The sequence below is a fragment of the Streptomyces sp. NPDC051243 genome (assembly GCF_044455405.1).
GTDB lineage: Bacteria > Actinomycetota > Actinomycetes > Streptomycetales > Streptomycetaceae > Streptomyces.
On the sequence record NZ_JBITES010000013.1, the window covers coordinates 263,353 to 287,203 of the forward strand.

The 23,851-nt window shown below is 69.3% G+C and carries 24 protein-coding genes; 14 read left to right on the forward strand and 10 right to left on the reverse strand.

Annotated elements, in window-relative coordinates; translation table 11 throughout:
- Positions 1-28 precede the first annotated feature (28 nt).
- Complete coding sequence (locus ACIBAG_RS31820; protein ID WP_399109778.1) at positions 29-1,018, reverse strand: thiamine pyrophosphate-dependent enzyme; 990 nt, start codon at positions 1,016-1,018, stop codon at positions 29-31.
- Here ACIBAG_RS31820 and ACIBAG_RS31825 point away from each other — a divergent pair.
- Positions 945-1,160: a winged helix DNA-binding protein gene (locus ACIBAG_RS31825; protein WP_399109779.1), complete on the forward strand. Its 216-nt coding sequence runs from the start codon at positions 945-947 to the stop codon at positions 1,158-1,160. The two genes, ACIBAG_RS31820 and ACIBAG_RS31825, sit on opposite strands and share 74 nt — an antisense overlap.
- 442 nt (positions 1,161-1,602) lie before the next feature.
- Here ACIBAG_RS31825 and ACIBAG_RS31830 read toward each other — a convergent pair whose 3' ends face one another.
- From ACIBAG_RS31830 to ACIBAG_RS31840, 3 genes are read right to left on the reverse strand one after another with little or no spacing between them, the layout of a single operon-like run.
- Positions 1,603-3,132, reverse strand: a complete 1,530-nt coding sequence (locus ACIBAG_RS31830) for a long-chain fatty acid--CoA ligase (RefSeq protein ID WP_399109781.1) — start codon at positions 3,130-3,132, stop codon at positions 1,603-1,605.
- A gap of 26 nt (positions 3,133-3,158) precedes the next feature.
- Entirely contained in the window at positions 3,159-3,731 is a 573-nt protein-coding gene (locus ACIBAG_RS31835) for a flavin reductase family protein (RefSeq protein WP_399109783.1), read from the reverse strand.
- Positions 3,728-4,978: an acyl-CoA dehydrogenase family protein gene (locus tag ACIBAG_RS31840; protein WP_399109784.1), complete on the reverse strand. Its 1,251-nt coding sequence runs from the start codon at positions 4,976-4,978 to the stop codon at positions 3,728-3,730. The genes ACIBAG_RS31835 and ACIBAG_RS31840 overlap by 4 nt, the downstream gene beginning before the upstream one ends.
- Before the next feature lie 229 nt (positions 4,979-5,207).
- On the opposite strand from ACIBAG_RS31840, the gene ACIBAG_RS31845 reads away from it, so the two are divergent.
- A complete protein-coding gene (locus tag ACIBAG_RS31845) occupies positions 5,208-6,104 on the forward strand; it encodes a LysR substrate-binding domain-containing protein (RefSeq protein WP_399109785.1) in 897 nt (298 codons plus the stop codon).
- Positions 6,105-6,387: 283 nt separating this feature from the next.
- On the opposite strand, the gene ACIBAG_RS31850 is transcribed toward ACIBAG_RS31845, so the two are convergent.
- The 5 genes from ACIBAG_RS31850 to ACIBAG_RS31870 all read right to left on the reverse strand — a co-directional run bounded on the left by ACIBAG_RS31850 (position 6,388) and on the right by ACIBAG_RS31870 (position 11,482).
- Positions 6,388-7,425, reverse strand: a complete 1,038-nt coding sequence (locus ACIBAG_RS31850) for a maleylacetate reductase (protein WP_399109856.1) — start codon at positions 7,423-7,425, stop codon at positions 6,388-6,390.
- 38 nt (positions 7,426-7,463) lie between these two features.
- A complete protein-coding gene (locus tag ACIBAG_RS31855) occupies positions 7,464-8,360 on the reverse strand; it encodes an intradiol ring-cleavage dioxygenase (RefSeq protein WP_399109787.1) in 897 nt (298 codons plus the stop codon).
- Positions 8,361-8,366: 6 nt separating this feature from the next.
- On the reverse strand, positions 8,367-10,142 hold the full coding sequence (locus ACIBAG_RS31860; RefSeq protein ID WP_399109788.1) for an FAD-dependent oxidoreductase: 1,776 nt from the start codon (positions 10,140-10,142) through the stop codon (positions 8,367-8,369).
- Positions 10,139-11,236: an alpha/beta hydrolase gene (locus ACIBAG_RS31865; protein WP_399109790.1), complete on the reverse strand. Its 1,098-nt coding sequence runs from the start codon at positions 11,234-11,236 to the stop codon at positions 10,139-10,141. Before ACIBAG_RS31865 ends, ACIBAG_RS31860 begins: the two co-directional genes overlap by 4 nt.
- 123 nt (positions 11,237-11,359) lie before the next feature.
- Positions 11,360-11,482, reverse strand: a complete 123-nt coding sequence (locus ACIBAG_RS31870) for a hypothetical protein (protein WP_399109792.1) — start codon at positions 11,480-11,482, stop codon at positions 11,360-11,362.
- Positions 11,483-11,881: 399 nt separating this feature from the next.
- Between ACIBAG_RS31870 and ACIBAG_RS31875 the strand changes: the two genes are divergently transcribed.
- The 11 genes from ACIBAG_RS31875 (at position 11,882) to ACIBAG_RS31925 (ending at position 21,119) form a co-directional block, all read left to right on the forward strand.
- Entirely contained in the window at positions 11,882-12,856 is a 975-nt protein-coding gene (locus ACIBAG_RS31875) for an ABC transporter substrate-binding protein (protein ID WP_399109793.1), read from the forward strand.
- A 98-nt stretch (positions 12,857-12,954) separates the two neighbouring features.
- Positions 12,955-13,725, forward strand: coding sequence for an ABC transporter permease (locus ACIBAG_RS31880; protein ID WP_399109858.1), 771 nt, complete (start codon positions 12,955-12,957; stop codon positions 13,723-13,725).
- A 4-nt stretch (positions 13,726-13,729) separates the two neighbouring features.
- The gene (locus tag ACIBAG_RS31885) at positions 13,730-14,521 is read left to right on the forward strand and encodes an ABC transporter permease (RefSeq protein ID WP_399109794.1); all 792 of its coding nucleotides are present in this window, start codon (positions 13,730-13,732) and stop codon (positions 14,519-14,521) included.
- Between the two features lie 13 nt (positions 14,522-14,534).
- Positions 14,535-15,368: an ABC transporter ATP-binding protein gene (locus tag ACIBAG_RS31890; RefSeq protein ID WP_399109796.1), complete on the forward strand. Its 834-nt coding sequence runs from the start codon at positions 14,535-14,537 to the stop codon at positions 15,366-15,368.
- Between the two features lie 29 nt (positions 15,369-15,397).
- Positions 15,398-16,174: an IclR family transcriptional regulator C-terminal domain-containing protein gene (locus ACIBAG_RS31895; RefSeq protein ID WP_399109798.1), complete on the forward strand. Its 777-nt coding sequence runs from the start codon at positions 15,398-15,400 to the stop codon at positions 16,172-16,174.
- 167 nt (positions 16,175-16,341) lie between these two features.
- Positions 16,342-18,027 carry an IclR family transcriptional regulator C-terminal domain-containing protein gene (locus tag ACIBAG_RS31900; protein ID WP_399109799.1) on the forward strand — a complete coding sequence of 562 codons (1,686 nt, stop codon included), beginning with the start codon at positions 16,342-16,344 and terminating at the stop codon, positions 18,025-18,027.
- 406 nt (positions 18,028-18,433) lie between these two features.
- Positions 18,434-18,805 (forward strand): toxin Doc, encoded by a 372-nt coding sequence (locus tag ACIBAG_RS31905; protein WP_399109800.1) that lies wholly within the window; start codon positions 18,434-18,436, stop codon positions 18,803-18,805.
- A 77-nt stretch (positions 18,806-18,882) separates the two neighbouring features.
- The gene (locus tag ACIBAG_RS31910) at positions 18,883-19,335 is read left to right on the forward strand and encodes a hypothetical protein (protein ID WP_399109801.1); all 453 of its coding nucleotides are present in this window, start codon (positions 18,883-18,885) and stop codon (positions 19,333-19,335) included.
- Positions 19,336-19,716: 381 nt separating this feature from the next.
- A complete protein-coding gene (locus tag ACIBAG_RS31915) occupies positions 19,717-19,947 on the forward strand; it encodes a hypothetical protein (RefSeq protein WP_399109803.1) in 231 nt (76 codons plus the stop codon).
- A gap of 4 nt (positions 19,948-19,951) precedes the next feature.
- Positions 19,952-20,512, forward strand: a complete 561-nt coding sequence (locus ACIBAG_RS31920; protein WP_399109804.1) for an RNA polymerase sigma factor — start codon at positions 19,952-19,954, stop codon at positions 20,510-20,512.
- The gene (locus ACIBAG_RS31925; protein WP_399109806.1) at positions 20,505-21,119 is read left to right on the forward strand and encodes a hypothetical protein; all 615 of its coding nucleotides are present in this window, start codon (positions 20,505-20,507) and stop codon (positions 21,117-21,119) included. Before ACIBAG_RS31920 ends, ACIBAG_RS31925 begins: the two co-directional genes overlap by 8 nt.
- Positions 21,120-21,886: 767 nt before the next feature.
- Here ACIBAG_RS31925 and ACIBAG_RS31930 read toward each other — a convergent pair.
- Entirely contained in the window at positions 21,887-22,015 is a 129-nt protein-coding gene (locus ACIBAG_RS31930; protein ID WP_399109808.1) for a hypothetical protein, read from the reverse strand.
- 118 nt (positions 22,016-22,133) lie between these two features.
- On the opposite strand from ACIBAG_RS31930, the gene ACIBAG_RS31935 reads away from it, so the two are divergent.
- A complete protein-coding gene (locus ACIBAG_RS31935) occupies positions 22,134-23,843 on the forward strand; it encodes an SCO2525 family SAM-dependent methyltransferase (protein ID WP_399109809.1) in 1,710 nt (569 codons plus the stop codon).
- The last annotated feature ends 8 nt before the right edge of the window (positions 23,844-23,851 follow it).

Sequence of the window (23,851 nt, forward strand, 5' to 3'; positions counted from 1 at the left end):
GCTTCGGAGGGCTCGAAGCGGGCGCCGATCAGTCGTCCTGCGGGTAGGTCGTGAAGTAGTGCTCCCTGGTCTGCGCGAGCCGGGTGCGCGCCACGGCAAAGTCCAGGACGGCGGGGCGGCCGGCCGCGTTCTCCGCGAGGGCGCGCTTCAGGGCGTCAGGTACGGCGGCCGGGTCGTCGACGCGTTCGCCGTACGCGCCGCAGGCCTCCGCCAGGCGGGCGAAGTCGGGCTGGAAGGGGAACTCGGTGTCCTGGATGCGGTTGCCGTAGGTGTGTTCCTGGAGGTCCCGGATGGAGCCGAGGGCGTCGTCGTTGAGCACGCACCAGGTGACTGCGAGTCCGTACTGGGCGGCCATCGGCACGATGTTCATGACCATTTGGAAGGAGCCGTCGCCGACGAAGCACAGGGCGGGCCGCCGCGGGTGGACCAGGCGGGCGGCGGGCAGGGCGGCGGCCGCGAACCCCATGCCGTAGAAGCTGGACGGAGTGATGACGGAGCGCGGTCGGTAGACGCGGAAGAAGGGGAACGCGCCGCCGATGTGCTGGGCGAGGGCGCCGAGGTCGACGCCGAGGACGGTGTCGCGGGGGAAGACGGAGCGGGCGGTGCGGATGACGCGGGCGGGATGGATCGGGGCCCCGTCGTCGAGTGCCATGCGGTCGACGGCGGCGTCGAGGGCGGTGATGTCCTGGAGGAGGCGCTCCGTGCGGCCGGGGGAGGCGTGTGTGTCCTCGGGCAGGGCGGTGAGCAGTTGCTCCAGGACTCTCTTGATGTCGCCGTTGACGGGGACGTGGGCCGGGATGGCGCGGCCCAGTTCGGCCGGGTCGATGTCGACCGGGATGTAGGTGGCGTCGGGGGACGGGAGGGCGGTGGGCTGTCGGTCGGCGAGCTGACCCCCCCTGCAGCTCGCCCGGCTGACCAGCGTTTCCCAGACCAGCGTTTCGGCGGTGCTCAACACCCTGGAACGCAAGGGGCTCATCCAGCGCAGCAGGTCGGACAAGGACGGCCGGTCGGTCACCATCCAGCTCACCGACTACGGACACGACGTGGTCGGTGAGCTCTTCCGCACGCAACAACGCCCGCGAGGCCGAGTGGGCTCGAGCCCTGACCGCCCGCGAGCGCGGCACCCTGATCCGGCTGCTGCAGAAGATCCGTCGGCATGAGGTCAGCATGATCACGGACGCCACCCGAGTGGTGAACGGTGACGTCGGCACGCCGTGAGCCTTCGCGACGAACTGGTCTGGGTTGTGGTGTTGCTCGAGGTGCTGCCGCACACCGGTGTGGTCTCCGCGGCTTACCTTCCGCCCGCCTCCGAGATGGGCCGGGCGCTGAAACTCTCACCGGTTGGGGCCTGGGAGGAGTCCTTGTGTGCCGCGCGGCGCTGTTCGGCGGCCCGGAGGGGATCCCGGAAGCGTTCGACTTCGCGCAGCCGGGCGGCGCATGAGGCCTTGCCGTCGAGGCTGCTGGTCTTATGCCGGCCTTTCGACTTTTGTCCTTCGGCCCGCCGTGGTCTCCGCTGGTGAGCTGCACGACGCTGGGAGGCATCGAGAAGATCCCGTGCGGTGGGCCGGGGCTGGGCCCGTGTCCTACGCACGGAGCCTGGCGTCATGCCTCCTCGGCACCGCGGGCCGGCACGGAGCCGTACTGGCTGCGCAGGCGGGCCTTGAGGATCTTGCCGGTGGCGTTGCGGGGCAGGGCGTCGACGAGGACGACCGACTTGGGGAGCTTGTACTTGGCGAGTCGGCCGGACAGGGAGTCGATGATGTCGTCGGGCGACACGTCGGCGCCCGCGCGGGGCACGACCAGCGCTCTGCCCACTTCGCCCCATCGTTCGTCGGGTACGCCGATCACCGCGCATTCGGCGACCGCGGGATGCTGGTAGAGGAGTTGCTCGACCTCGGCCGGATAGACGTTCTCCCCGCCGGAGATGTACATGTCCTTGATCCGGTCGACGATCGTGACGTACCCCTCCTCGTCGACGGTGGCCGCGTCTCCGGAGCGGAACCAACTTCCTTCGACGAAGGCGTCCTTGGTCGCTTCGGGCCACTGCCAGTAGCCCTTCATCACGTTGAGGCCCTCGATGATCACCTCGCCGACCTCGCCCGGTGCGACATCGGTGAGGTCGGGCCGCACCACGCGTACGTCGGTGAAGAAGCAGGGTGTGCCGGCCGAGCCGGCCTTGCGGATGCTGTCCCGTGCGCGCAGGCCCAGCGCGGCGGGAGCGGTCTCGGTCAGGCCGTACGCCTGGAGGAAGGTCAGGCCACGGTCCTGGTATGTGTGGATGAGGGCCTTGGGTACGGGTGCCGCCGCGCACTGCAGGATCCGGATCGACGACAGGTCGGCCGTCGCCCACCGCGACGACCGGGCCATGGCCTGGTACATCGCGGGCACGCCGAACATCCTCGTCACCCGGTGCTCTGCGATGACGTCGAGCACCCGTTCCGGGTCGAAACCGCGCATCAGCACGGACGTCCCTCCTTTGAGAAAGCCCGGCAGGAAGACGGTGTTGAGGGCGGCGGTGTGGAACATCGGTGCCACCACCAGAGCGACGTCGTCGGAGGCGATGTCCACGTCCAGCAGGATGTTGAAGCAGTTCCAGGCGATGTTGGCGTGGGTGAGCATGACGCCCTTGGGACGGCCGCTGGTGCCAGAGGTGTACTGGATCATGCACACCTCATCGAGGCCGACCGTCTCGTCCAGGGGGTTGTCCGGCGCGCTCGCGAGCAGCTCCTCGTACGCCTTCCCCACCTCGACGTAGTGCTTCACCTCGACGTCGTCCCTGAACGCGTCGACGAGGTTGGTGAGTTCGGCACCGAACACCAGCACCGACGCTCCCGAGTCGCCCAGGATGAAGGCCAACTCGGGCGCCGCGAGGCGGGTGTTGAGCGGGACGAAGACGGCGCCCAGCGCGTTCGCGGCGAACAGGGTCTCCGCCAGGGCGGGATGGTTCGCGCCGAGGTAGGCCACCCGGTCACCGTGGCCGACACCCAGGGCACGCAGGGCGTGAGCGAGCCGCGTCACGCGCGCGGCCAGCTCTCCGTAGGACAGGTATCCACCGTCGTGCACGACGGTGGTGGCCTCCGGTGCCATGCGGGCACGCCGCGCGGGCCACGAGCCGAGCCCTTGATTGCGCATGGTGCGTCTCCTTTCTCTCAGAACTCTCAGAACCAGTCGGGCCATGTGTAGTCGGCCGATTCGTCGTGGTCCCGGCGGGGCGGCAACGGGGCGAGCCGCCCCCGGGAGAAGACCAGCGGCGAGACGCCGGTCTTCTCCACCCCGAGTTCCCGCACGTGGCCGAGGACGAAGTAGTGGTCGCCGAGGGTCCACACGTCGGCGATGTCGCAGTCGATCCAGGCGACGACGCCCGCCAGGACGGGGCTGCCCGAGGCCGCGCCGCGCCACGGGTGGCGGTCGAAGAGGTCGGGTGCCTTGGCGCTGACGTCCCGGCAGAGGCCCTCCTGGCCGGCGGCCAGCACATTCACGCAGAAGGCGCCGCCGGCCATGATCCTGGGCCAGGTCGTGGAGGAGCGGCCGGGGAAGAACGCGACGAGCGGAGGGTCCAGGGACACCGAGGTGAACGAGCCGATCACCATGCCGACCGGGGTGCCGTCGGGTTCCTTCGCGGTGACCACCGTGACACCCGTCGGGTAGTGGCCGAGCACATGCCGGAACAAGCCGGGGTCGTCCGCCGGGCCACCGCCGGGCGCCGTCGCGGCGGGCGTCTGCCGGTTCACGCCGGGTTCTCCAGCCCGAGCAGAGAACGGGCGTACGCCGTGGCCCACGCGCCGTGCTGCGCGTTGATGTGCGACTTGTACGTGGCGACGTCGCGCAGGTACCGCTGCATGCGCTGGCCGTTCGCCAGCGCGCTGGAGCCACTGGCCGAGGCCAGCATCTCGACGGCCTGGCAGGCGAGTTGGCCGGCCTGCCGGGCCGTGATGGAGAGAGCCTGGTCGTCCAGTTCGGAGAAGGGCTCGCCCCCTGCCAGGCCCCGGGCGGCGTACGCGATGTAGTCGTCGGCGACCGACAGGATGATCCGCTGCGCGCTGTCGGCCAGGGCCGTGGCCAGGCCGAGGTTGCGCTGGTGTTCCGGATCGTGGCTGCGCGGCGTGAAGGGCGGCAGCACGCTGTTCTTGGTGGTGATGATCCGTTGGTACTCGTCGACCGCGGCCCATGCGGCGCCCGCCACGATCGAACACAGCTGGATGTTGAAGAACGACATCAGCCGGCCCGCGTACATCGGGTTGCCGTGCAGTTCCACTCCCGGCCCGTCGGTGGCGTCGCTCGCCGCGAGGTGGGTCCTGGACACGTACTCATGCGGTACGAGAACGTCCTTGGCCACGACGCTGTTGGAGCCGCTGCCGCGGAAGCCCAGGATCTCGCCCCAGTTGTCGAGCATCCGCCAGCCGGAGGGCACGAGCACCATGCCCGGCACGGGCATGCCGCCCTCTTCGTCGATGATGAGCACGCCACCCAGGAAGTGCGTGGAGACGTTGACTCCGGAGGCGTAGTCCCAGCGGCCGTTGACCAGGTACCCGTCGGGGGTCCTCGTCGCGGTGGCGCTCGGGGCCATCGGCAGCGGAGCCCGGAAGTCACCGTCCGGCCCGAACACCTCGCGCTGGGTGCTCTCGGGGAAGCGGCCGGCCACCACCAGGCTGTGGGAGGCGGCCAGACACAGGTTCCAGCCGCTGGACGGGCAGCCGCGGGCCAGCTCGGTGACCATCCGGGAGTAGGTCCGCAGGTCGAACTCGTAACCGCCGAAGCGGCGTGGCTGGAGGGACCGGTAGAAACCCGCCTCCAGGAACGCCTTGTGCGTGTCCTCGGGGATACCGGTCCGCTGTTCGGTCTCGTCCTGGTGATCACGAAGCCAGGTCCTCATGCCGGCGGCCCGGCGCACCAGTTCCTCCGGTGTCAGGTCCGGCTCCGGCTGCGGAATCTCGATGATTTTCTCGGCTGGCTCGGTTGTCTCGGTTGTCTCGGACAATTCGCACCCCATCCGCTGCTGTTGTGGGTCGGCCTGATGGGAGTGTTGGCAGCGCGGCGTAGGACCGTCCAATGCCGGTAGCTGCGGGCTTGATGAGTGACGTGCATCACAGCAGGTCGGAGGGGGGGGACGGGAATGCCGCACATTTCTGCCTGGTGACGTGCGGGGAAGCGCGCTGTAACCTGGCGCGGACCACAACGCCGTGGACATCGCCTTTCTGGAGGGCTGAGTGGAACTCCGGAACCTGCGCCATTTCTCGGCGCTCGCCGAGATCTTGAATTACCGGGTCGCCGCCGAGCGTCTGCACCTCACCCAGCCCGCGCTGACGCGATCGATCGCCGCCCTCGAGCGTGAGCTGGGCGTCCAGCTGTTCGACCGCGACAAACGGCATGTGGCGCTCACCGCCGACGGCGCGGAACTGCTCGAACGGGCGGGCGAGGTGCTGGCCGACGTCGACCGGCTCGCGGCCGCCGCAGACGCCATCAGGGCCAGGCAACGGGACGAGGTACGGGTCGCGCTCTACGGGGTGGCTCTCGCGGAGCTGACGCATCCGGTCATCGAGGCGTTCTGCGAGCGGTATCCCAGAGCCACGATCCGGGTGCACGAAGCGGACTTCCACCAGGGGCTCGACCCGCTGCTGGCCGGCGAGTGCGACGTGGCGCTGTTGCCCCTGAACGTCGACATGCCGGGCCTGACACGCGTACCGATCTTCACCGAGCCCGCTTCCCTCGCGTTGTGGAAGGGGCATCCGCTGGCCTTGGCAGCCGCGGTGGACGTGACCGAGGTCTTCGATCAGCCCTGGGTCACCCCCGAGCCGGGCCTCGACTTCTGGGTGGGCGGACGAAACGGGGACGACGCCCCGACGGTCGGCTTCCACGCCCGCTCGGCCCAGGACGTGTCCTTGAAGATCGCCTACCAGCACATGGTGGGACTGATGCCGCTGTCGGCCACCCGGATGTTCCCGCACCCGGGAGTGGAGAACGTCGCTCCGAAGGAGCCCCTCGGCTTGGTGGCCGCCGTCGCCTTTCCGGAGGCCGGCCACTCGCCCGCCGCCCCGGCGTTCGCCGAGGTCGCACGCCGGGTGGCCCGACGTGCGAGCGGCGTTCCGTACGCCGAGATCTCCTAGGGCCTGTCCGGCGCATCAGGCGGCTACAAGAAACGGCACATTCCGGGCAAGCCGAGCGGGGTGTGGTGCGTGCAGCTGCAAGGCGGAGGAGGCTGTGACATCAGCCGCTACCGCGGCGGGCGACGCGATGGGGGTGCCCCCGCGCGAGGTTGTTCGAGCGTGGGGGAGTCGGCAACCGACGACAACGCGGCTGGGGGTACCCCCTGCTCGAAGAGCTTGGGGGAGCGCGTGCCACGCCCCGCGACGCCGGCATGATCCGCCGGACAGGCCCTAGTAGGAGGGGTCAGCCGCCGTACGGCGGCTCGCCCGCCCAGGCCGCGTGCAGGACGGCGCGCAGATCGTCGGCGGAGGCCGGGCGGGGATTCGCGTACGGCGCCCCGAGAGCGACATCGACCGCACGGTCCAAGTCGGTCGCGGTCAGGCCCAGGTCGGCGAGCGAGCGCGGGATGCCCAGCCGCTCGCCCAGCTCGTGCAACTCCCGTACCGGATCCGGGACATCGAGCGCCCGGCGCAGCGCCGCCAGTGCCTCGGGAACCGCCGGCGCGTTGAAGGCCAGCACATGGGGCAGGACGACGGCGTGTGTCTCGGCGTGCGGCAGGTCGAAGGTGCCGCCGAGCACATGGCAGAGCTTGTGGTGCAGCCCCATGGTGGTAGCGCCGAGACAGGCACCGCACAGCCACGCCCCGTACAGCGCGCGGCTGCGCGCGTCATGCCCCGAGGGGTCGGCGACGATCTCGGGAAGGGCCGCGGCCAGCGCCCGCACACCCTCCTGCGCCATGAGGGAGACGATCGGAGTGGAGTCCGGGGCGTACAGAGCCTCGACGGCGTGCGCGATCGCGTTCATGCCGCTCGTCGCGGACCCCACGGGCGGCATGGTGAGCGTGAGCAGCGGGTCGTACACGACGCTGCGCGGCAACACCTTCGGGTCGCGCCCGGTGCGTTTGACCGCGCCCTCGGTCAGGCCCCAGACGGGTGTCATCTCCGATCCGGCGTACGTCGTCGGGACGGCGACGATCGGCAGGCCGGTCCTGAGCGCGACGGCCTTGGCCAGACCGGTCACGGAACCACCGCCGACCGCCACGCAGCCGTCGGCCCGGGCTTCGCGAGCCGCTTCGACGGCCAGGTCGGCGACCTCCACCGGGACGTGCGTCACCGCCCCCGCGTGCAGCCCGGCGCAGGCGCCGCCGAGAGACGCGGCGACGGCACGGGCCGTGTCCAGGCCATGGTCGTCGCACAGCACGAGGACGCGGCGCAGGCCGAGAAGCGCGACCTCGTCGGGCACCGCGTCCGGGACGGCACCCGACCGGAAGAGGACGCGCATCGGCTGGGCCTGATAGGTGAAGTCCAGGGCGCGTTCCCTCACGCGATCACCGGCTGCAGCACGATGTCGAAGCGCGCCCGGCGGAAGGGGTTGGCCAGGCCCAACTCCGCGGCCTCCTCGGGGGAGTCCACCTCGACGAACTCCTCGACCAGGCTCTCCCTCACGGCGAAGACCGCGTCCGACTCCAGATAGTCGCTGCCCGCCACGAAGATGTGCGTCGTCACCGGGCTGTACCCCTCGGCGCCCACGATGAAGTGGACATGGGCCGGACGGTAGGGGTGACGGCCGGTCGCCTCCAGCAGCGAGCCGACGGGCCCGTCCGTCGGAATGGGATACGGGCTCGGAACGCACGAGCGGAACCAGAACCGCCCTTCCGCGTCCGCCGTGAACAGCCCGCGCCCATTGCCCGGCGGCTGCTTCTTAGGCTGCTGGACGTCGTAGAAGCCCTGGTCGTCGGCCTGCCACACGTCCAGCGTCGCGCCGGGCAGCGGGGTGCCGTCGACGGAGACGACCCGTCCGCTGATCACACACGGCTCGCCGCCGCCGACCAGATCGATGTTCGCCCCGAGTTCCCGGACCGGGGACTCGGTCATGTGGAAGGGGCCGAGCACCGTCGAGTCGGTCGCGGCGGCGGTTTTGTGGTCGTTGATCGTCTCGACGAGCATCGACACACCCAGGACGTCCGACAGCAGGATGAACTCCTGCCGGGTGTCGTCGCACATGTGCCCGGTCGCGGTGAGGAAGTCGATCGCCCGCTCCCACTCGGCCTGGGTCGGCTCGATGTCCCGTACGAAATCGTGCAGGTGACGCGTCAGGGAGACCAGCACCTCGCGCAGTCGGGGATCGGAGGTGTGGGCGAAGCTTTCCAGCACCGCCGTCGTCGTCGCGCTCTTCTCGGTCGTCGCGCTCTTCTCGGTCTTCGCGGTGAGGTCCATGGCCGCTCAGCCCCGTCCGAGGATCTGCCGCAGTGCGTCCCTCAGTGCGGCCGTGACGTCACCGGTGGCGTCACGGCGGCGGAAGGCCACGTGGTTGTCCGGCCGCACCAGCAGCGCGCCCGAGTCGCCGATCTCCCGCAGCCGGGCCCAGTCCCCGTACGGGTCCTCGTACTCCTGGCCGGGGCCGATGACCGCCGTGGCGATCTCCAGGCCGAACTCCTTGCCGAGGATACGGGCGGCCTCCGTCCAGGGCTCGCCGCCGATGCCGGTGATCAGGGTGAACCGGCCGTTTCCGCCCAGGTCCAGGGTGGACAGATTGCGGGTGCCCGCGCAGAGCCAGGCGTGCGGGAGCTTGGCGCCGGGGCGGGTGCTCGGCTGGAAGTGCAGCTCGGGGTCGCGTGCGAAGCCGGGGTCCTCGGTGCCGTCCGGGACGATCGCGGCGGAGGTGTAGCGCTGGTTGAGGTCCACGCCGTGGGCGTTGAACTCGTACGCCTTGAAGGCGATCGCCTCCCGCAGCCGCGCCCGCTGCTCCTCGGCCTCCGTGGTGGCGTCCTTGCGGGCGGCGATGTTCCGCCACAGCTGCTCGGGGGTCTGCGGCGCCAGGCCGCCGAGCGCCTCGAAGACGGGTGCCGTCTCACCGATGGACTGGTTGGCCCGGGTGACGACCTGCCTGCCGACCGGTGCCCGCTCGTCACTGTAGGTGTCCAGCAGGGACGGGGACGCGGTGCCGTCCAGGACGAGCTTCAGCTTCCACGCCAGGTTGTAGGAGTCCTGGATGGAGGTGTTGGAGCCGAGCCCGTTGGACGGTGGGTGCCGGTGGCAGGCGTCGCCCGCGCAGAACACCCGGCCGCTGGAGTACGTCTCGGCGTACATCTCGTTGACCGTCCACGCGGAGGACGACTTGATGGTCACCGGGATCTCGTCGTCGCCGATCAGCTTGCGGACGACGGACAGGGCGTACTCCTCGGTGAGGTCCGGCGGCCCGGCGTCGACGTCGTAGCCCCACACGATCAGCCACTCGTTCCACGTCCGTACGCAGCGCACCAGGCCGGCGCCGATGCCGCCCACGGTCGCGCCGGGCGCCAGCACCCAGTAGAGGGTGGCGGGTCGGTGCGCCACGTACTTGGTTAGGTCCGCGTCGAAGACGATGTTGATGCTGCCGGCCACGCCCATCTGGCCGCCCATCGGCAGCCCGGCGTCCTCGGCCACCTTGCTGCGGCCGCCGTCCGCGCCGATCAGGTACTTGGCGCGGATGGTGTACGTGTCGCCGCGCAGCCGGTCGCGGACCAGGGCGGTCACGCCGTCGGCGTCCTGCTCGTGCGACAGGTACTCGGTGCCGAACCGCAGTTGGCTTCCGCGTGCGACGGCCGCGTTCACGAGCACCGGCTCCATGAGGTGTTGCGGCATGTCGCACATGCGGGTGGGGCTCGCCAGCTCGTGCGCGGCCTGCACGAGCGGTTCGTTGCCCCAGGACCTCAGCCGGCCGAGCTCCTCGCCCGCGATGGCGGTGCAGAAGACGGTGTTGCCCATCAGATGCTGCGGGGTGGCCTGGGCGATCACATCCTCTTCGACACCCAGGTCACGCAGCACTTCCATGGTGCGCTGGTTGGTGATGTGCGCCCGGGGCGTGTCCGCGAGGCGTGAGTAGCGGGTGACCATGACGTTCGGCACGCCATAGGTGCTCAGCGCCAGTGCGGCGCTCGCCCCCGCGGGCCCGCTGCCCACGATGAGTACATCGGTCTCGACGGTCGGCATGGCTGTCACGGCTGGCACGGTTGTCATCGGGGCGTTTCCTCCCCGTCCGCCAGTCGCTTGTCCAGCCAGGTCATCAGTGCCTCGGCCACGTCGTCGGAGTTCTTCTCGCCCATGGGAAGGTGACCGTTGCCCGTGAGCCCCAGGTCCGCCAGGCGCAGCAACTCGGCGTCGGCACCGGCCTGGGCGAGGTAGTCGGCGACACCGTGCTGGTACGCCGCGAACGGCGAGTGGTCGGCCGCGACCACGGCGATCGGGAAGCCCTGGAGCCCTGGCAGGGACCGCACGGCGCCTGCCTCTTCGTCCTGGACGAGACAGTCCTGCAGGCCGTCGCCCCCCGCCTCGCGCAGCCGAAGGCGCAGTTCCTCCGGGGTCCGTACCGGCGGCTCGTAAGTGATCGGGGCCGCGGTGAGCCCCCACTCCAGCTTTCCGAGGCCGGGCAGTTCGGTGAACGGCGGCCCCATCGGCTCGATGGAGACAACGGCCTTCACCAGCCCGGGCCGGGCATCGGCGACCAGCCAGCCGAACGGCCCCCCCATGGAGTGGGTGATCAGCACGGCCGGTCCGATACGGTCCAGCAACTCGGCCCCGCAGCGCCGCATCTGCTCCTCGTTCTCGGCGAAGGTGGGCAGCGTCGGGCCCTGGCTCGCCATCAACTGGTCCAGTGCGGAGTCGTCGCCGATCTCGCCGCTGCCGGGCCACTGGCCACCAGGTCGTCCCGCCCCGTCGCAGAACAGCCAGCGGATGAACTCGTACGTCGGCGCCGCGCCCTCGATGGGCCCGAGGACATCGGGGTGGTACGGGGAGCGCCCGTGACCTGGACGGTCGACCACGTACACGGCGTGACCGGCCTGGAGGAACCGGGTGGCCCAGCCGGGGCGCCCGTCCGGCGTCGACAGGTAGTCCGTGCCCTGGCCGCCGCCCCCGTGGACCATCACCACGGGCAGCGGATGCCGGAGATCGGCCGGGATCTGGTACTGGACGTACATCGCGGCCTCGGCGGCGGTCCCGGCCTCGGTCGGCTTGCGCCCGGCGCCGACCCAGAACGCGCCTTGCTCGCTGATCGTCAACGGCGAGGCGGCACGGGCCGGCTCGGTGGTTCCGGGTGGGGGGGAGATGGTCATCGGTGAACCTCCGTCACGGCGTCTGCGCCCATCCCCAGCACTATTGGTGATCGGCTCCGGGGCGGTCCAATGCCGGTTGGGGACGCCGTGATGCATGGCGCTCATCAGCGTCCCCGAGGGCGGCTACCTCGGCGGGAGGGTGCGCGTGGGGGCGAGGGCGACCAGGACGTCGGTGCAGAGAGCGGCCTCCAGCTGCTCGACCACCGGCAATTTGTGCAGCGGGTCGTGGTCGGACGGGCCGGTCACGTGGAAGCTGCCGGTGCCGACCCAATCGCTTGGCGCGGCAGCTCGATGCCCCGGCGTTCGGGCTCGGCCGTGGGGCAAGGTGCGGCACCCGTTCCGTCGGCGCGCGAAGGGGGTCGCCACCTGTGGTGGTCCCCGTTCGGGTTAGCCGGGTCGTCGATCGAATGCCGTACGGATATGGCCCTCAGCCCGAATGCCCGGTCGACCGTCTGCTCGACGCGGTGGCCCGTAGAGGGCGTCGAGCGGTACGCGTTCCTGCGGGGCTCCGGAAACGGCTTCTGTGTGACCTGTTGACGCGATTCGGGTGGAGGAATAGCCTCCGCTTGCTCTGTTCGGCACACGGACAGTTGTTCGCATCGCGCACAAAATGTGCGTAGACGATTCCTCTCGTCAGGAGGCCCCATGCAAAGGCGCGTTCTCGGGCTTGCCATAGCGGTGGTGACGGTCGCAGCCGCGGCCGGATGTGGATCTTCTTCCGGGGCCGGGGGTTCGTCCTCCTCCGGCGGGGACAAGGCCACGCAGGTCAAGGTGGGGATCATCCCGATCGTCGACGTGGCTCCGCTGTACCTGGGGCAGCAGAAGGGGTTCTTCAGCAGCCGGGGCATTGACCTGAAGATGGAAGCCGCCCAGGGTGGCGCCGCGATCATCCCCGGCGTGGTGAGCGGTCAGTTCCAGTTCGGGTTCAGCAATGTCACCTCGTTGATGATCGCCCAGACCAAGGGCGTGCCGGTCAAATCGGTGGTCAACGGGACCGCTTCGACCGGTGACGTCGGCAAGGACATCAGCGCGGTGGCCGTCAAGAAGGACAGTGCGATCAAGTCGGCCAAGGATCTCGTCGGCAAGACGGTGGCGGTGAACACGCTGCAGAACATCGGGGACACCACGGTCCGCGAGACGGTACGCAAGGACGGCGGTGACCCCTCGAAGGTCAAGTTCGTCGAGATGCCGTTCGACCAGATGCCGGCCGCGCTGGACGGCGGCCAGGTGGATGCCGCCTGGGTGGGCGAGCCCGCGCTGACCATCGCCAAGGGGCAGGGCGCACGCGTTGTGGCGTCGCCGTTCGCCGAGACCGACCCGAAGCTCACCATCGCGACGTACTTCGCCTCCACCAAGCTGGCCCAGGAGAACCCCGACCTGGTGAAGAAGTTCACGGAGGCCGTGACCGAGTCGCTTGAGTACGCCTCGGCGCACCCGGACGAGGCGCGTCGGATAATCACGACCTACACCAAGATCGACGGCGAGGTGCTCAAGAACCTGACGCTGCCCACCTGGCCGGCGCAGTACGACATGGCCTCCCTGGAGAAGCTGGCGTCCCTCGGGGAGAAGGACGGCATCTTCGGTGGCAAGAAGCCCGACCTGGACGCCTTGTTCTCATGACCAGCTCTGGAAGCACTCCTGTGTTGACCAAGACCGTGGTTGCCGCCGGGGCCGACACGGGCTCTGGCGGTCCGGGCCGCGGCCGTGCCCGGCGCGCTCTGGAGGGAGCGGTCACCCCACTGCGCGGACTGGCAGGTCTGGCGGGGCTGGTGATACTGCTTCAGGTTCTCCCGCACAGCGGGCTGGTCTCCGCCGACTACCTTCCGCCCGCGTCGGAGATGGGCCGGGCCCTGCGGGCCCTGCTCGCCGAGGACGCGTTCTGGACCGCGTTGGGTGACACACTGACCGGCTGGGGCCTGGGGCTCGCCATCGCCTTGGCGGCCGGCGTGGTGGCCGGGATCGTGATCGGCTCCGTGCCCGTGCTGCGGGCCGTGACCGCCTCCACCATCGAATTCCTCAGGCCCATACCGTCCGTGGCGCTGATCCCGGTGGCGGTACTCCTCTACGGCACCGACCTGAGGTCGAAGCTGCTGCTCGTGGTGTACGCCGCCTTCTGGCAGGTGCTCGTCCAGGTGCTGGCCGGCATGCAGGACGTCGACCCGGTGGCGGACGACACCGCCCGCAGTTACCGGATGGGCAGGTGGGAGCGGGTGCGGTACGTGATGTGGCCCACCGCACTGCCGTATGTGATGACGGGTGCGCGGCTGGCCGCGACCGTGGCGCTCGTCCTCGCCATCACCGCGGAACTCGTCATCGGCTCGCCCGGGCTGGGCAACCAGATCGCCGTGGCGCAGACGTCCGGCGCCGTGCCACGGGTCTACGCCTTGGTCCTGGTCACCGGGGTGCTGGGAGTCGCGGTCAACCTGGTGGCCCGGGCCGTCGAGCGACGGGCGCTGCACTGGCATCAATCCATCCGAAGGGAGGGCTAGCCGGATGAGCCGGACGATCGTCCTCACCATGGCCCGGCGGGTCTCGCTGATCCTGGGCCTGCCGGCGGTCCTGTTCGCCGTGTGGTGGTTCGCCACCGCCGACAGTACGGACTTCTACGTCCCGCCGCTGTCCACCATCCTGGGGAAGTTCGGGGAGGTCTGGACGGGGGAGCGGCTGCTGTCGGACGTCGTACCCAGCCTGCTCCGCCTGACCGCGGGCTACCTCCTGGCCGTCGTCATCGGAATCGGGGTCGGTCTGGTGGTCGGCCTGAGCCGGGTCGCGCGAGACGTCCTGGAGCCGGTCCTGGAACTCTTCCGGGCCATTCCGCCCCCGGTACTGGTACCGGTGATCATGCTCTTCGCGGGCATCGGCGACACGATGAAGGTGCTCGTCATCGTCAGCGGCTGCATGTGGCCGGTTCTGCTGAACACCGTTGAGGGAGTTCGCGCGGTCGACGAGGTGCTCAGTGACACCTGCCGTTCGTACGGCATCACCGGCGCCTCCCGCCTCTGGCACCTGGTGCTGCGCTCGGCCAGCCCGCAGATCGTCACGGGCATGCGCCAGGCCCTGTCGATCGGGATCATCCTCATGGTCATCAGCGAGATGTTCGCCGCCAGCAACGGGCTCGGCTTCACCATCGTGCAGTTCCAGCGCTCCTTCGCCATTCCCGAGATGTGGAGCGGCGTCCTGCTGCTCGGCCTGCTCGGGTTCCTGCTGTCGCTGCTCTTCCGGTTCGCCGAGAACCGGGTCATGGCCTGGTACCAGGGCCTGCGCCGGGCTCAACGCAACACCTGACAAGGAGACGTCGATGCTCGACGTACGCAATCTGCAGAAGATCTACGCCGGACGTAACCGAAGCGTCGAAGCACTGCGGAATCTAACATTCCATATCGGTGCCGGTGAACTCGTGTGCCTGGTCGGCCCGTCGGGGTGTGGGAAGACCACTCTGCTGAAATGCATGGCCGGGCTGCTGACGCCGACCAGCGGCGAAGTCCGCCTGGACGGCCGCCCGGTGGACGGACCACCGCCCGGCATGGCGGTGGTCTTCCAGGAGTACGGTCGTTCCCTGTTCGCCTGGATGAACGTACGTGACAACGTGGCTCTGCCCCTGCGCCGCAAGAAGCTCGGCAAGGCGCGGACACGGGAACTGGTGGACCACGCCCTGGAGGTGGTCGGCCTCGCCGACGCCCACCAGGCCTACCCCTGGCAGCTCTCCGGAGGAATGCAACAGCGCGTCGCCATCGCCCGCGCGGTCGCCTTCGAGCCGAAGGTGCTGCTCATGGACGAGCCCTTCGCGGCCGTCGACGCCCAGACGCGCGCCGAGTTGGAGGACCTCATCCGGCGCCTGTGGCACGAGCTGGGCGTCACCGTCCTGTTCGTCACCCACGACATCGACGAGGCCGTCTACCTCGGCCAGCGCACCATCATCCTGTCCACGTCACCGACGGTGGTGCTGGAAGACCTGACGATCGATCTCCCTGACGAGCGCGACCAGTTGCACACCCGCTCCAGCACCCGCTTCGCCGAACTGCGCGCGCACGTCTACGAACAGATCCAGCGCGCCAAGCACCACAACGGCGACACGGACACACCGATGGCCGACCGCGGTGACGAGCTCGCGCTGCAGAAGTCCGAGTCCTGACCCACCCTTCGACACAGAGGCCACAGCGCATGGACGACAACGAACCTGGGCGGTATTTCGTGCAGTCCCTCGAACGAGGGATGGCGGTCATCCGTGCCTTCACCGCCGACACACCCGCGATGACCCTCTCGGAAGTCGCCAGGAACACCGGGATGAGCCGTGCCACGGCACGGCGCTTCCTGCTGACCTTCGCCGACCTGGGGTACATGGCCACCGACGGCCGTCTCTTCCGCCTCACACCCCGTGTCCTGGAACTGGGCTACGCCTACCTGTCCAGCATGTCCCTGGCAGAGATAGCCCAGCCCCACCTGGAACAACTGGTCGCCGACGTCCGCGAGTCCTCGTCAGTGGCGGTGCTCGACGAGGAGGACGTGGTGTACGTCAGCCGGGTACCCACCCGGCGGATCATGACAGTCTCCATCAGCATCGGGACCCGCTTCCCCGCCCATGCCACCGCCCTCGGCCGGGTCCTGCTCGCCCACCTCGACGAGACCCGGCTCCGGCACTACCTGGACACCGCCTCCTTGAAGCCGCTCACCCCGCACACCATCACCTCCAGGGAGGCACTCGCCGCCGAACTGGAACAGGTGAGGGCACAAGGGTGGTCCTTGGTGGACCAGGAACTCGAGCAGGGCCTGATCTCGATCGGCGTACCCATCCGGAACGAGACACGACGGGTGGTGGCAGGCATCAACCTCTCCACCCACGCCAGCCGGCGAACGCCGGACTCGATACGCCACGATCTGCTGCCGCCGCTCCTGGCCACCGCTGCGAACATCGAGGCCGAGCTGAAGGTCCCCGGCTAGCCGGTCGGGAGGCCGTGCTCCCAGCAGCGGCCTCGGCGTGTGGCCGGAGCACACTGCCCTTCGTGACGAACGTGCGTGGGCTCATCGCGGACACCCGGACCTGTCGGCTCTCTGCCCTCACCAGGCATCATTCACTACAGTGACGAGACAACCGCCGCGGAGAGCCCATGACATTGCCCGACGCCCTGCCGCCTGCCCACCCCACGGTTGCCGCGCCGCCAGAGGAGGCAGTGGCCCCTCTCATGCGGGGCATCGCCGTGCTGCGTGAGCTCACCGGCGTCGGAGGGGCGGCCGGGCTCAGCGACCTGGGACGGGCCACCGGCCTGGCCCGCGCCACCGTGGACCGGGTAACCGGCACACTCGCTCACATGGGGTACGTGCGTATGGAGGGCAGCAACGCCGCCCTGGCTCCCCGCCTGATGGAGTTGGGGAACGCGTACCTGGCCGCTCTTCGCCTTCCCGCCCGGTTGAGCGCGCACGCCGATGCCCTTGCCGACGAACTCGACGAGTCGGTGTCCCTCGCGGTGGCGGACGGTGACGGCATCCGTTTCATCCATCAGGCGATCCGCCGACGCGCCCTGTCATTGAGCTTCCGCATCGGCGATCTGCTGCCCGCCGAGCGCACCGCGCCGGGCCCGCTGCTGGCAACCGAGTGGAGTGCGCAGGACTGGGCACGGTGGCACAAGCGGCAGGTCGCCGACCCCGAGGACCTGGGCTTCCCGGCGATCCCCCCTCGATCGCACGGTGTCGCCGCCGCGGACTTCGAAGAACGGGTGGAACGGGCACGCGCCGATGGCTGGGCACTGGACGACCAGCTGATCGAGCCGGGCCTCGTCGCCGCGGCCGTTCCGGTTCGCACCCCGGACGGCCGGATCGCCTGTGTGGCGAGCGTCGTGAGCCATACGAGTCGGCACAGCGCGGACTCGTTGCGCGACTCCCTTCTCCCCCGGCTCCGTGCCGCGGTGACCGTCATGGAGCGGGAGTTGGCCGACGCGCCGCCTCCGGAGCCGCCGAGCGAGAGCACTCCCTCCGGGCTCGCCACCTGGACGAGCGTGTCCAAACAGGAACTGGGCGGGGAGTTCATCGAATCCCTGGCCCGCGGCCTGACCGTGCTCACCGCGTTCGGCGAGGGCCGTGCGGAGCTGACCCTCTCCGAGGTCGCCGAGGCCACCGGCCTGTCCCGCGCCACGGCACGCCGTGCCCTGATAACCCTGGAGTACCTCGGTTACATCACACTCCACGGGCGGATCTTCCAGCTCACTCCACAAGTCCTCGCCCTCGGTTTCCCACCCCTGTCCAAGACGACACTCACCCGGATCGCGCATCCTCACCTCGCCGCCCTCACCCACAAGGTGGAGGACTCGACGACCCTGGCGGTGCTCACCGGTGACGATGTCCAGTGCGCGGCCTCGGTCGCCGCGGGGCGCATCATGGACGTCGCCATCGCGGTGGGCGCGCGTGTGCCCGCCTATGTGACCTCCACGGGCCGGGTGCTGTTGGCGGGGCTGCCGGCCGAGGAGCGCTCTGTGCGGCTGGCGCGCGTGCGGATGGGGGCACTGACCGCTCACACCGTCACCCAGTCCACCGACCTCGAGGCGATCCTGGAGCGAGTGCGCGAGGACGGTTATGCACTGGTCGATGAGGAGCTGGAAGAAGGCCTTCGCTCGATCGCCGTACCCGTACGTGACCGCGACGGAAGCCCAGTCGCGGCGATCAACGTCACCATGCACAGCGGTCGCCGCTCGGCCGCTGAGTGCGTGACGAACATCTTGCCGGAACTGCGGGCCACGGCTGCTCGCATCGAAGTCGACCTGCACACAGCCGGGCGATTTGTGCGAGTTCCGGTTGTCTAAACGCAGGGGTGCAGCGACGTTCTGCCAGCCGGCGGCGACTATCCGCCGATCAAGCTGAAGGTCGACGTCTCATGCGACACTCCGCGCAGCGGCAAGAACACCGCCACTGTCACCGGAGGGGGCGGCACCACCACCCACACCGCAATTGACCCCACCACCATCAAGCGCGGTCATTACTGCGACCACGACGGCTACGGCAGGGACGTCTCCAACGGCTACGGCAAGGCCCCCGACAGTTACGGCAAGAACGTCTCCAGCGGAGCCCGCTCGTCGCGTCTGACGCTCATCGCCGCGTGACATGGCGGTACGGAGAGGCCAGCCTCCACCGCCAGCGTGTTCCCGCTCAGGAACACGCTGGCAGTGCCCACTGCAGTGCGGGGATTCCAAGACGAGCTGCCGCCTGACCATGGAGCTCCACATCGACATCCGCTGGCTGCTGGAACGCCAGGCGGAAGTGCTGCCCAAGCAGCCCTCAGTCCACGACTTCTCCAATCTCGTAGCCGCCGTTGCCCGCCACCGGGTAAACACTCCTCAGATCGGCGTCGCCGTCGATAACGCCTGGCGCGCGGCGGCCCTGTTGCACGCCATCATCCGGCTGCGCCCACTCCCGGCCCGCAACGCCCTGTACGGCGCCGCGATCGTCACCGCGTATATGGACGCCGCGGGCGAGGCCGTCGACCCGCCGTACGGCGCGCTGATCGACCTCGCCCGCGACATCGACACAGGCCGCGTTGACGGCTGCGACGCGGCTGACCGTATCCGCGCCTGGCGGATCTGAGTCACTGGTTGTGGGGTGCCCCGGACTTCCTTGGTCCGGGGCGTTGAGCACGGCGCGCGGCGCTCCCGGATCACCTGGTGGAGCCCGCGCTCACCCAGCTGGTGGTGCTCACCGCGTTCGAGACGCACCGCCTGGACCGCATGATCGTCGCGATCAGCGTCAACCCGGCGCTCGGCACCCTGCTGCGCGACTACGTCGCACAGCCTGCTTCTCCCGCCGCAGAGACGACCCCGGTCCATTCCCCGGCAGGCGCTGCGCGAGGATCCCACCCCACACCGCACCCCAGCGGTCTCCCCAACGAACTCGTGGCGTTGCAGCAGACAGCCGACGACGCTCATCGTCAGCTGCTGAGCCTCGATGACCACGGGGAGCGTGACCGGCAGCGCCGGGCGTGGCTCGAAGTCGCGTGGGCTGCACAGGGCGCGGTGACCCGGTACGCAACGTCGCAGGGGCTCAATCGGTACGACGTGGAAAGGCAACTGCGACAGGTCGTCCGCCATCCGGAGATGCAGCCGGGTGCGCCGTTGTAATGTTCCATGTGCCGCCCGGTCCTGCGCGACGACCTGGTGCTGGCGTGCGGAGCGGGCGGCGAGGGGGGGCTGGGGCGGCGACCGCGGTGCCAGCGCAGCTGCGGACGACGGCATGAGGCAGACGGCCGGGGACTTCGAGACGCTTGAGCAACTCCGAAGTGAGAACTTGGCCGAGGGCCGACTGCCCGACATCGTTGCAGCGCTGGAGGAGCGCAGGGACACCACCGGCCTTTTCTGGCCAACGGCCGCTTCGTTGCCGGAGGGTGGGCGCTCGACGAGTGCCGGCGTATTGCCCTGTCACACCTTGGAGGGCTTTCTGCTTAAGGGGGCAGACGCGGCGCGCCGGGCGCCGTCGGGACGGTGGAGCATGCAGTGGATCCGATGACGATCGCAGTCACGGTGGGAGTGGCAGGCGGGGGGTACCTGCTACGCCTGGGCTACCGGTGGATCAAGACCCGCGCGGAGGTACGTCGTGCGGAACTGGAGCAGAAGGGCCTGTCGGAGCGCATCCGTTCCCTGCCGCCCGGCAGCCGCTTGACGGAGAAGAGTGCCTCCCGCGAGGTCGACATCACGGTCGGCGGCGCCCCGGCCGTCGGGAACCAGGAGAGGTGAGCCCGTGACCGAACCCCCGGCGGTGGCCGGGACCGAAGCCCAGCACCGCCCCGCCGTGCTGGATCAGCCAGCCGTCCGGCGCGACAACTTTGAGGCCTTCTACATCAGCGAGATGCGCGCCGTGTCGGTCTTCCTGATGCACCAGGGCGCCACACCCTACGAAGCCGCTGACGCCGCCCACGAGGCCATCGCAAAGCTCCTGCCCGACCAATGGCGCACCTTAGAACACCCCAGAGCCTGGCTGCGCGTCACCGCTCAGCGTTGCTACTGGCGTCAGAACGACTCCCGTACATCACCGACGGACCCAGTGCCCGACCGCCCCGGTGGCACCTGTCCGGTGGCCGAAGTGGTGCTCACCGATACCCAGCAGCAGATCATGGACGCGCTCCATCGGCTATCACCCGGCCGACGCACCGTGATGGCCTGGCACTTTGATGGCTTCGACTACGGCGAGATCGCGGAGATCCTCGACATGACGCCCGCAGCCGTGCGGCAGAGCATCTGCCGGGCCCGTAAAGACCTCATCTCCATCCTCGACCTCGACAAGGGGGTTGCACATGACTGACCGCACGCCCCACGAGGGCGAACGCCACACCCTCGAGGAGCGCCTCGACACTCTCCTGGCCAACAACCACGCCGAACTGCTGTACAGCATGGCAGAGGCCCTTGATACCAACGCCGGCCTCCAAGCACTGGCAACCCTGCGCCGCGCTGGACCGGCAAAGGCCGAAGGCAGAGTCAGCGAAGCGACGCCACCACCTGCCAATCGCCCTCCCTTCGTCTGGGACCCTGAGTCCGGGGTCGTAACGCTGCGCATCGGCGAGGACCCCTCCCCGGTGATCGAGCGGATCGAGCAGTTCATCGACGTCCTGGATGAGCTGAGGCACGAGCTAACCCGAGACGGGAAAGCTACGAGCGGTGTAGACGCTTGTGCCTATGTGCTAACAGAACTCGTAGAGGGCCTGGAAGAACGGTCGCTGACGCGCGGCGAGGCAATGGAGATTCTCGACAAGGCCAAGCGCTACCTGGAGTCTCCCGCGTCAAACTCGTACCGCGGGTTTGTCATTGAAGAGGTAGAAGGCTCGCCACTGCTCGACGACCTGGACGCGCTCAGCAGGATGGTGGTCCGCATGTTCGATGACGCGCACGACAACATCTCCATCGAGAACTGACAGCAGTTCATCGGGGCTGCGTAACGGCCGATCTGCCTGGGACCAGTTTCTGACCGGTCCCAGGCAGATCAGACAGGGGCGGTTAGTCACATTGCAACGAGGTGGGCCCCGGTCGGATCCGGGGCCCACCTGCACGCTGTTGCCAATTCCATAGGGCCAGGGGTACCCGGCACGACAACGAGCACAGGAGTCGCTGCCGTCACCGGGAAATGCGGCACTGCGGCGCTGTTGCCCGGTGTTGCCTCGGTGTTGACGGGCGTGTCGCGCTCGACAGTGGCTTTGTTATGGTCATGCGCGGACCGGCGCCGGAGGCGTTTGCGTCCGCGCTCGAACGGGGATCCAGACAAGGGCTTTCCTAGATCGAGATGCTGTGGGGCGTGAACCCGGGACCTGGAAAGCGCGGGGCCAGTTTTGCTACAGCCCAGGCACCTACGCAGACCTCTACCAGCGATGCGCCCGCCATGAGTCGATCAGCCACCCGATCGCCGTGCACGGCAGCGTCCACAGCATCGCCCAGGACCGGAACGGGCGGCCGTAGGCCCGCCTCGCTCTCGATGTGCCCGCCAGCGCGGACGCTGCACGGATGTGCTGCATCCGCCAGCTCGCAGATTGCCGCCCGCAGGTCCTCCACCTGCGCGTTTGTGCGGCGTGGACGTTTTGCGTAGCTACTGGGGCGGCCGGAGCTGGTCGCGCCGTGCGTCCCGACGATCCCGGAACGGACACCTATGTGGCCGACCTGCGCGGCGCCGGCCCGTCCGGCGACTGAGTCACCGGTTCTGGACCCACCAGGCGATGCCCGCCACGAGCGCGGAGCCCGCTGCCCAGGCCGCCCCGCGTACCAGGCTGAAGAGCGCGGCGCGGCCGAGTTTGCGGGTGGGGAACGGGGTCCTGTCCATGCTTGCCTCCTCCGTGTTCGCCGGCCCGAGCGGCCGGGCAGGACGAGCGTGCGGGACGGAGGTGCGGGATGTCCGATAAGGCGGGCACTGAGGGCAAACTCCCTCTACGCTCCTGGTCATGGGCGTGCCCGCCGTGCCCGGGGCGGGCAGCCCGGTACGACGGGCGCGAGGAAAAGCGGGGGAACGGATGGGGAAGCCGCCCAAGGCTCGCGAGTTGTACGACGCGCTCCGGGCCCTGGAAGGACAGGCCAGGACCGCGTACAACAAGCAGGAATCCCGGAGGTATTCGCGTCGTGAGGCCGCGCGGAAGGCGGGCGGCCCCGAGTCGACGCTGGACCGGCGCCTCGCGAAGTGGCTGCCGGAGGCGTGGGAGGAGGCGACGACACCGGATCCCGGCAGCGGCGACAAGCTGCTGGCTGTGGTCAAGCTGTGGTGCGAGTGGGCCGGCAAGTCATATGACGAGGGCTGGTGGAGCACTCTGCTCGACGAGGCCCAGCCTCCCCGCCCTCCGACGCGGCGCCGGGACCCGGCACCCGTCAGCACCACCACCACGGAATCCGACCGCGTCGACCACCTCCACCATCAGGTGGAGGAAATCAAGGACCGCGTGAGGACCCTCCAGGACCACGTCCTGGGCACTGAGGCCGGCGACCCTTGTCTGGCCGAACGCGTCGACCGGCTCCTCGACCTCGTCCAGAGGTTGGAGCGGCGTGCCGACGAGGAACATGACAGGCGGGCGAAGGAACGGAAACGCCGCAAGAAGGCAGAGCGACGGGCCGAGGAGGCCGAGCGGCAGGCCGAGGAGGCCACCGCCGAGGTGGACGCGGCCCGGAGGCAACTGTCCGCGGCCGCGGAGTACGCCAAGGAGTCCGACGCCCTACTCGAGCACCAGCGGGGGGAACTGCGGCAGCTGCGGTTGGAGATCGAGGTGCTGCAGGGCCAGGTACGGCTGCTCACCGAGGAGAACCGCGCAGATGCCCCGAAGGGCCTCGCGGGACACGGGGCGAGGATCGGCGCCCCGTCGGTCCGAATCCAGGCGTCGCGTGCGCTGGCACAGTCCCGGGGAGAAGGTCGCACGCCGTTCGAGGCGCTCAACGACGACGCACCCTGGGACGCATTCGATCCCCTTTCCTACGTCGACCACAACTATCGCGACATGCTGAGTGTGGACAAGGAGATCATTTCTAGGGTGCGCGATCACTTCAGCGATCATTTCCAGCGTCACGGCCCGGGGCCGGCGTCCGGTATCGACGTGGGCGCCGGCGCCAATCTCTATCCCGCCCTCGCCATGCTCCCCTGGAGCGAAGAGATCACCCTCCTGGAACGGTCACCCGCGAATGTGGAATACCTCCGCGGGCAGTGCGACGGCTATGACCCGCGGTGGGACCAGTTCTGGGACGTCCTGTGCGAGGACCCGGCGTATGCGCAGTTCGGCGCCGACCCCCGGGACCGCTTCCGTCGTGCCGTACGGATCGAGTCGGGAAATCTCTTCGACCTGGGCGATCGGCCCGGCCGCTGGGACCTGGGCACGATGTTCTTCGTCGCCGAATCCTTCACCACGTCATTCGACGAATTCCGGCACGGGGTGAGCTGCTTCCTGCGCGCTCTCCGGCCGGGAGCTCCCTTCGCCGCCGCGTTCATGGAGAACTCTCTCGGTTACACCGTGGGTGGTGTCGACTTTCCGGCTTGCGCCGTGGGGCAAACCGAGGTCGCGGCGGCGCTTGAAACCTTCACCCAGGAGATGAGGATCTACCGCTTGGAGGCGGGCGGCCGCGTGCGCGCGGGTTACGCCGGAATGCTGCTGGCCTACGGCCGTCGGAGGGCGTGAGGCCACGC

Coding starts and splice junctions, on each gene's coding strand:
- ACIBAG_RS31900 (WP_399109799.1), top strand. CDS start 16,342: ATGACATTGCCCGACGCCCTGCCGCCTGCCCACCCCACGGTTGCCGCG.
- ACIBAG_RS31855 (WP_399109787.1), bottom strand. CDS start 8,360: ATGGACCTCACCGCGAAGACCGAGAAGAGCGCGACGACCGAGAAGAGC.
- ACIBAG_RS31830 (WP_399109781.1), bottom strand. CDS start 3,132: ATGCGCAATCAAGGGCTCGGCTCGTGGCCCGCGCGGCGTGCCCGCATG.
- ACIBAG_RS31850 (WP_399109856.1), bottom strand. CDS start 7,425: ATGCGCGTCCTCTTCCGGTCGGGTGCCGTCCCGGACGCGGTGCCCGAC.
- ACIBAG_RS31915 (WP_399109803.1), top strand. CDS start 19,717: ATGACGATCGCAGTCACGGTGGGAGTGGCAGGCGGGGGGTACCTGCTA.
- ACIBAG_RS31890 (WP_399109796.1), top strand. CDS start 14,535: ATGCTCGACGTACGCAATCTGCAGAAGATCTACGCCGGACGTAACCGA.
- ACIBAG_RS31820 (WP_399109778.1), bottom strand. CDS start 1,018: ATGGTGACCGACCGGCCGTCCTTGTCCGACCTGCTGCGCTGGATGAGC.
- ACIBAG_RS31930 (WP_399109808.1), bottom strand. CDS start 22,015: ATGGACAGGACCCCGTTCCCCACCCGCAAACTCGGCCGCGCCGCGCTC.
- ACIBAG_RS31875 (WP_399109793.1), top strand. CDS start 11,882: ATGCAAAGGCGCGTTCTCGGGCTTGCCATAGCGGTGGTGACGGTCGCA.
- ACIBAG_RS31895 (WP_399109798.1), top strand. CDS start 15,398: ATGGACGACAACGAACCTGGGCGGTATTTCGTGCAGTCCCTCGAACGA.
- ACIBAG_RS31925 (WP_399109806.1), top strand. CDS start 20,505: ATGACTGACCGCACGCCCCACGAGGGCGAACGCCACACCCTCGAGGAG.
- ACIBAG_RS31865 (WP_399109790.1), bottom strand. CDS start 11,236: ATGACCATCTCCCCCCCACCCGGAACCACCGAGCCGGCCCGTGCCGCC.
- ACIBAG_RS31860 (WP_399109788.1), bottom strand. CDS start 10,142: ATGACAACCGTGCCAGCCGTGACAGCCATGCCGACCGTCGAGACCGAT.
- ACIBAG_RS31905 (WP_399109800.1), top strand. CDS start 18,434: ATGGAGCTCCACATCGACATCCGCTGGCTGCTGGAACGCCAGGCGGAA.
- ACIBAG_RS31935 (WP_399109809.1), top strand. CDS start 22,134: ATGGGCGTGCCCGCCGTGCCCGGGGCGGGCAGCCCGGTACGACGGGCG.
- ACIBAG_RS31885 (WP_399109794.1), top strand. CDS start 13,730: ATGAGCCGGACGATCGTCCTCACCATGGCCCGGCGGGTCTCGCTGATC.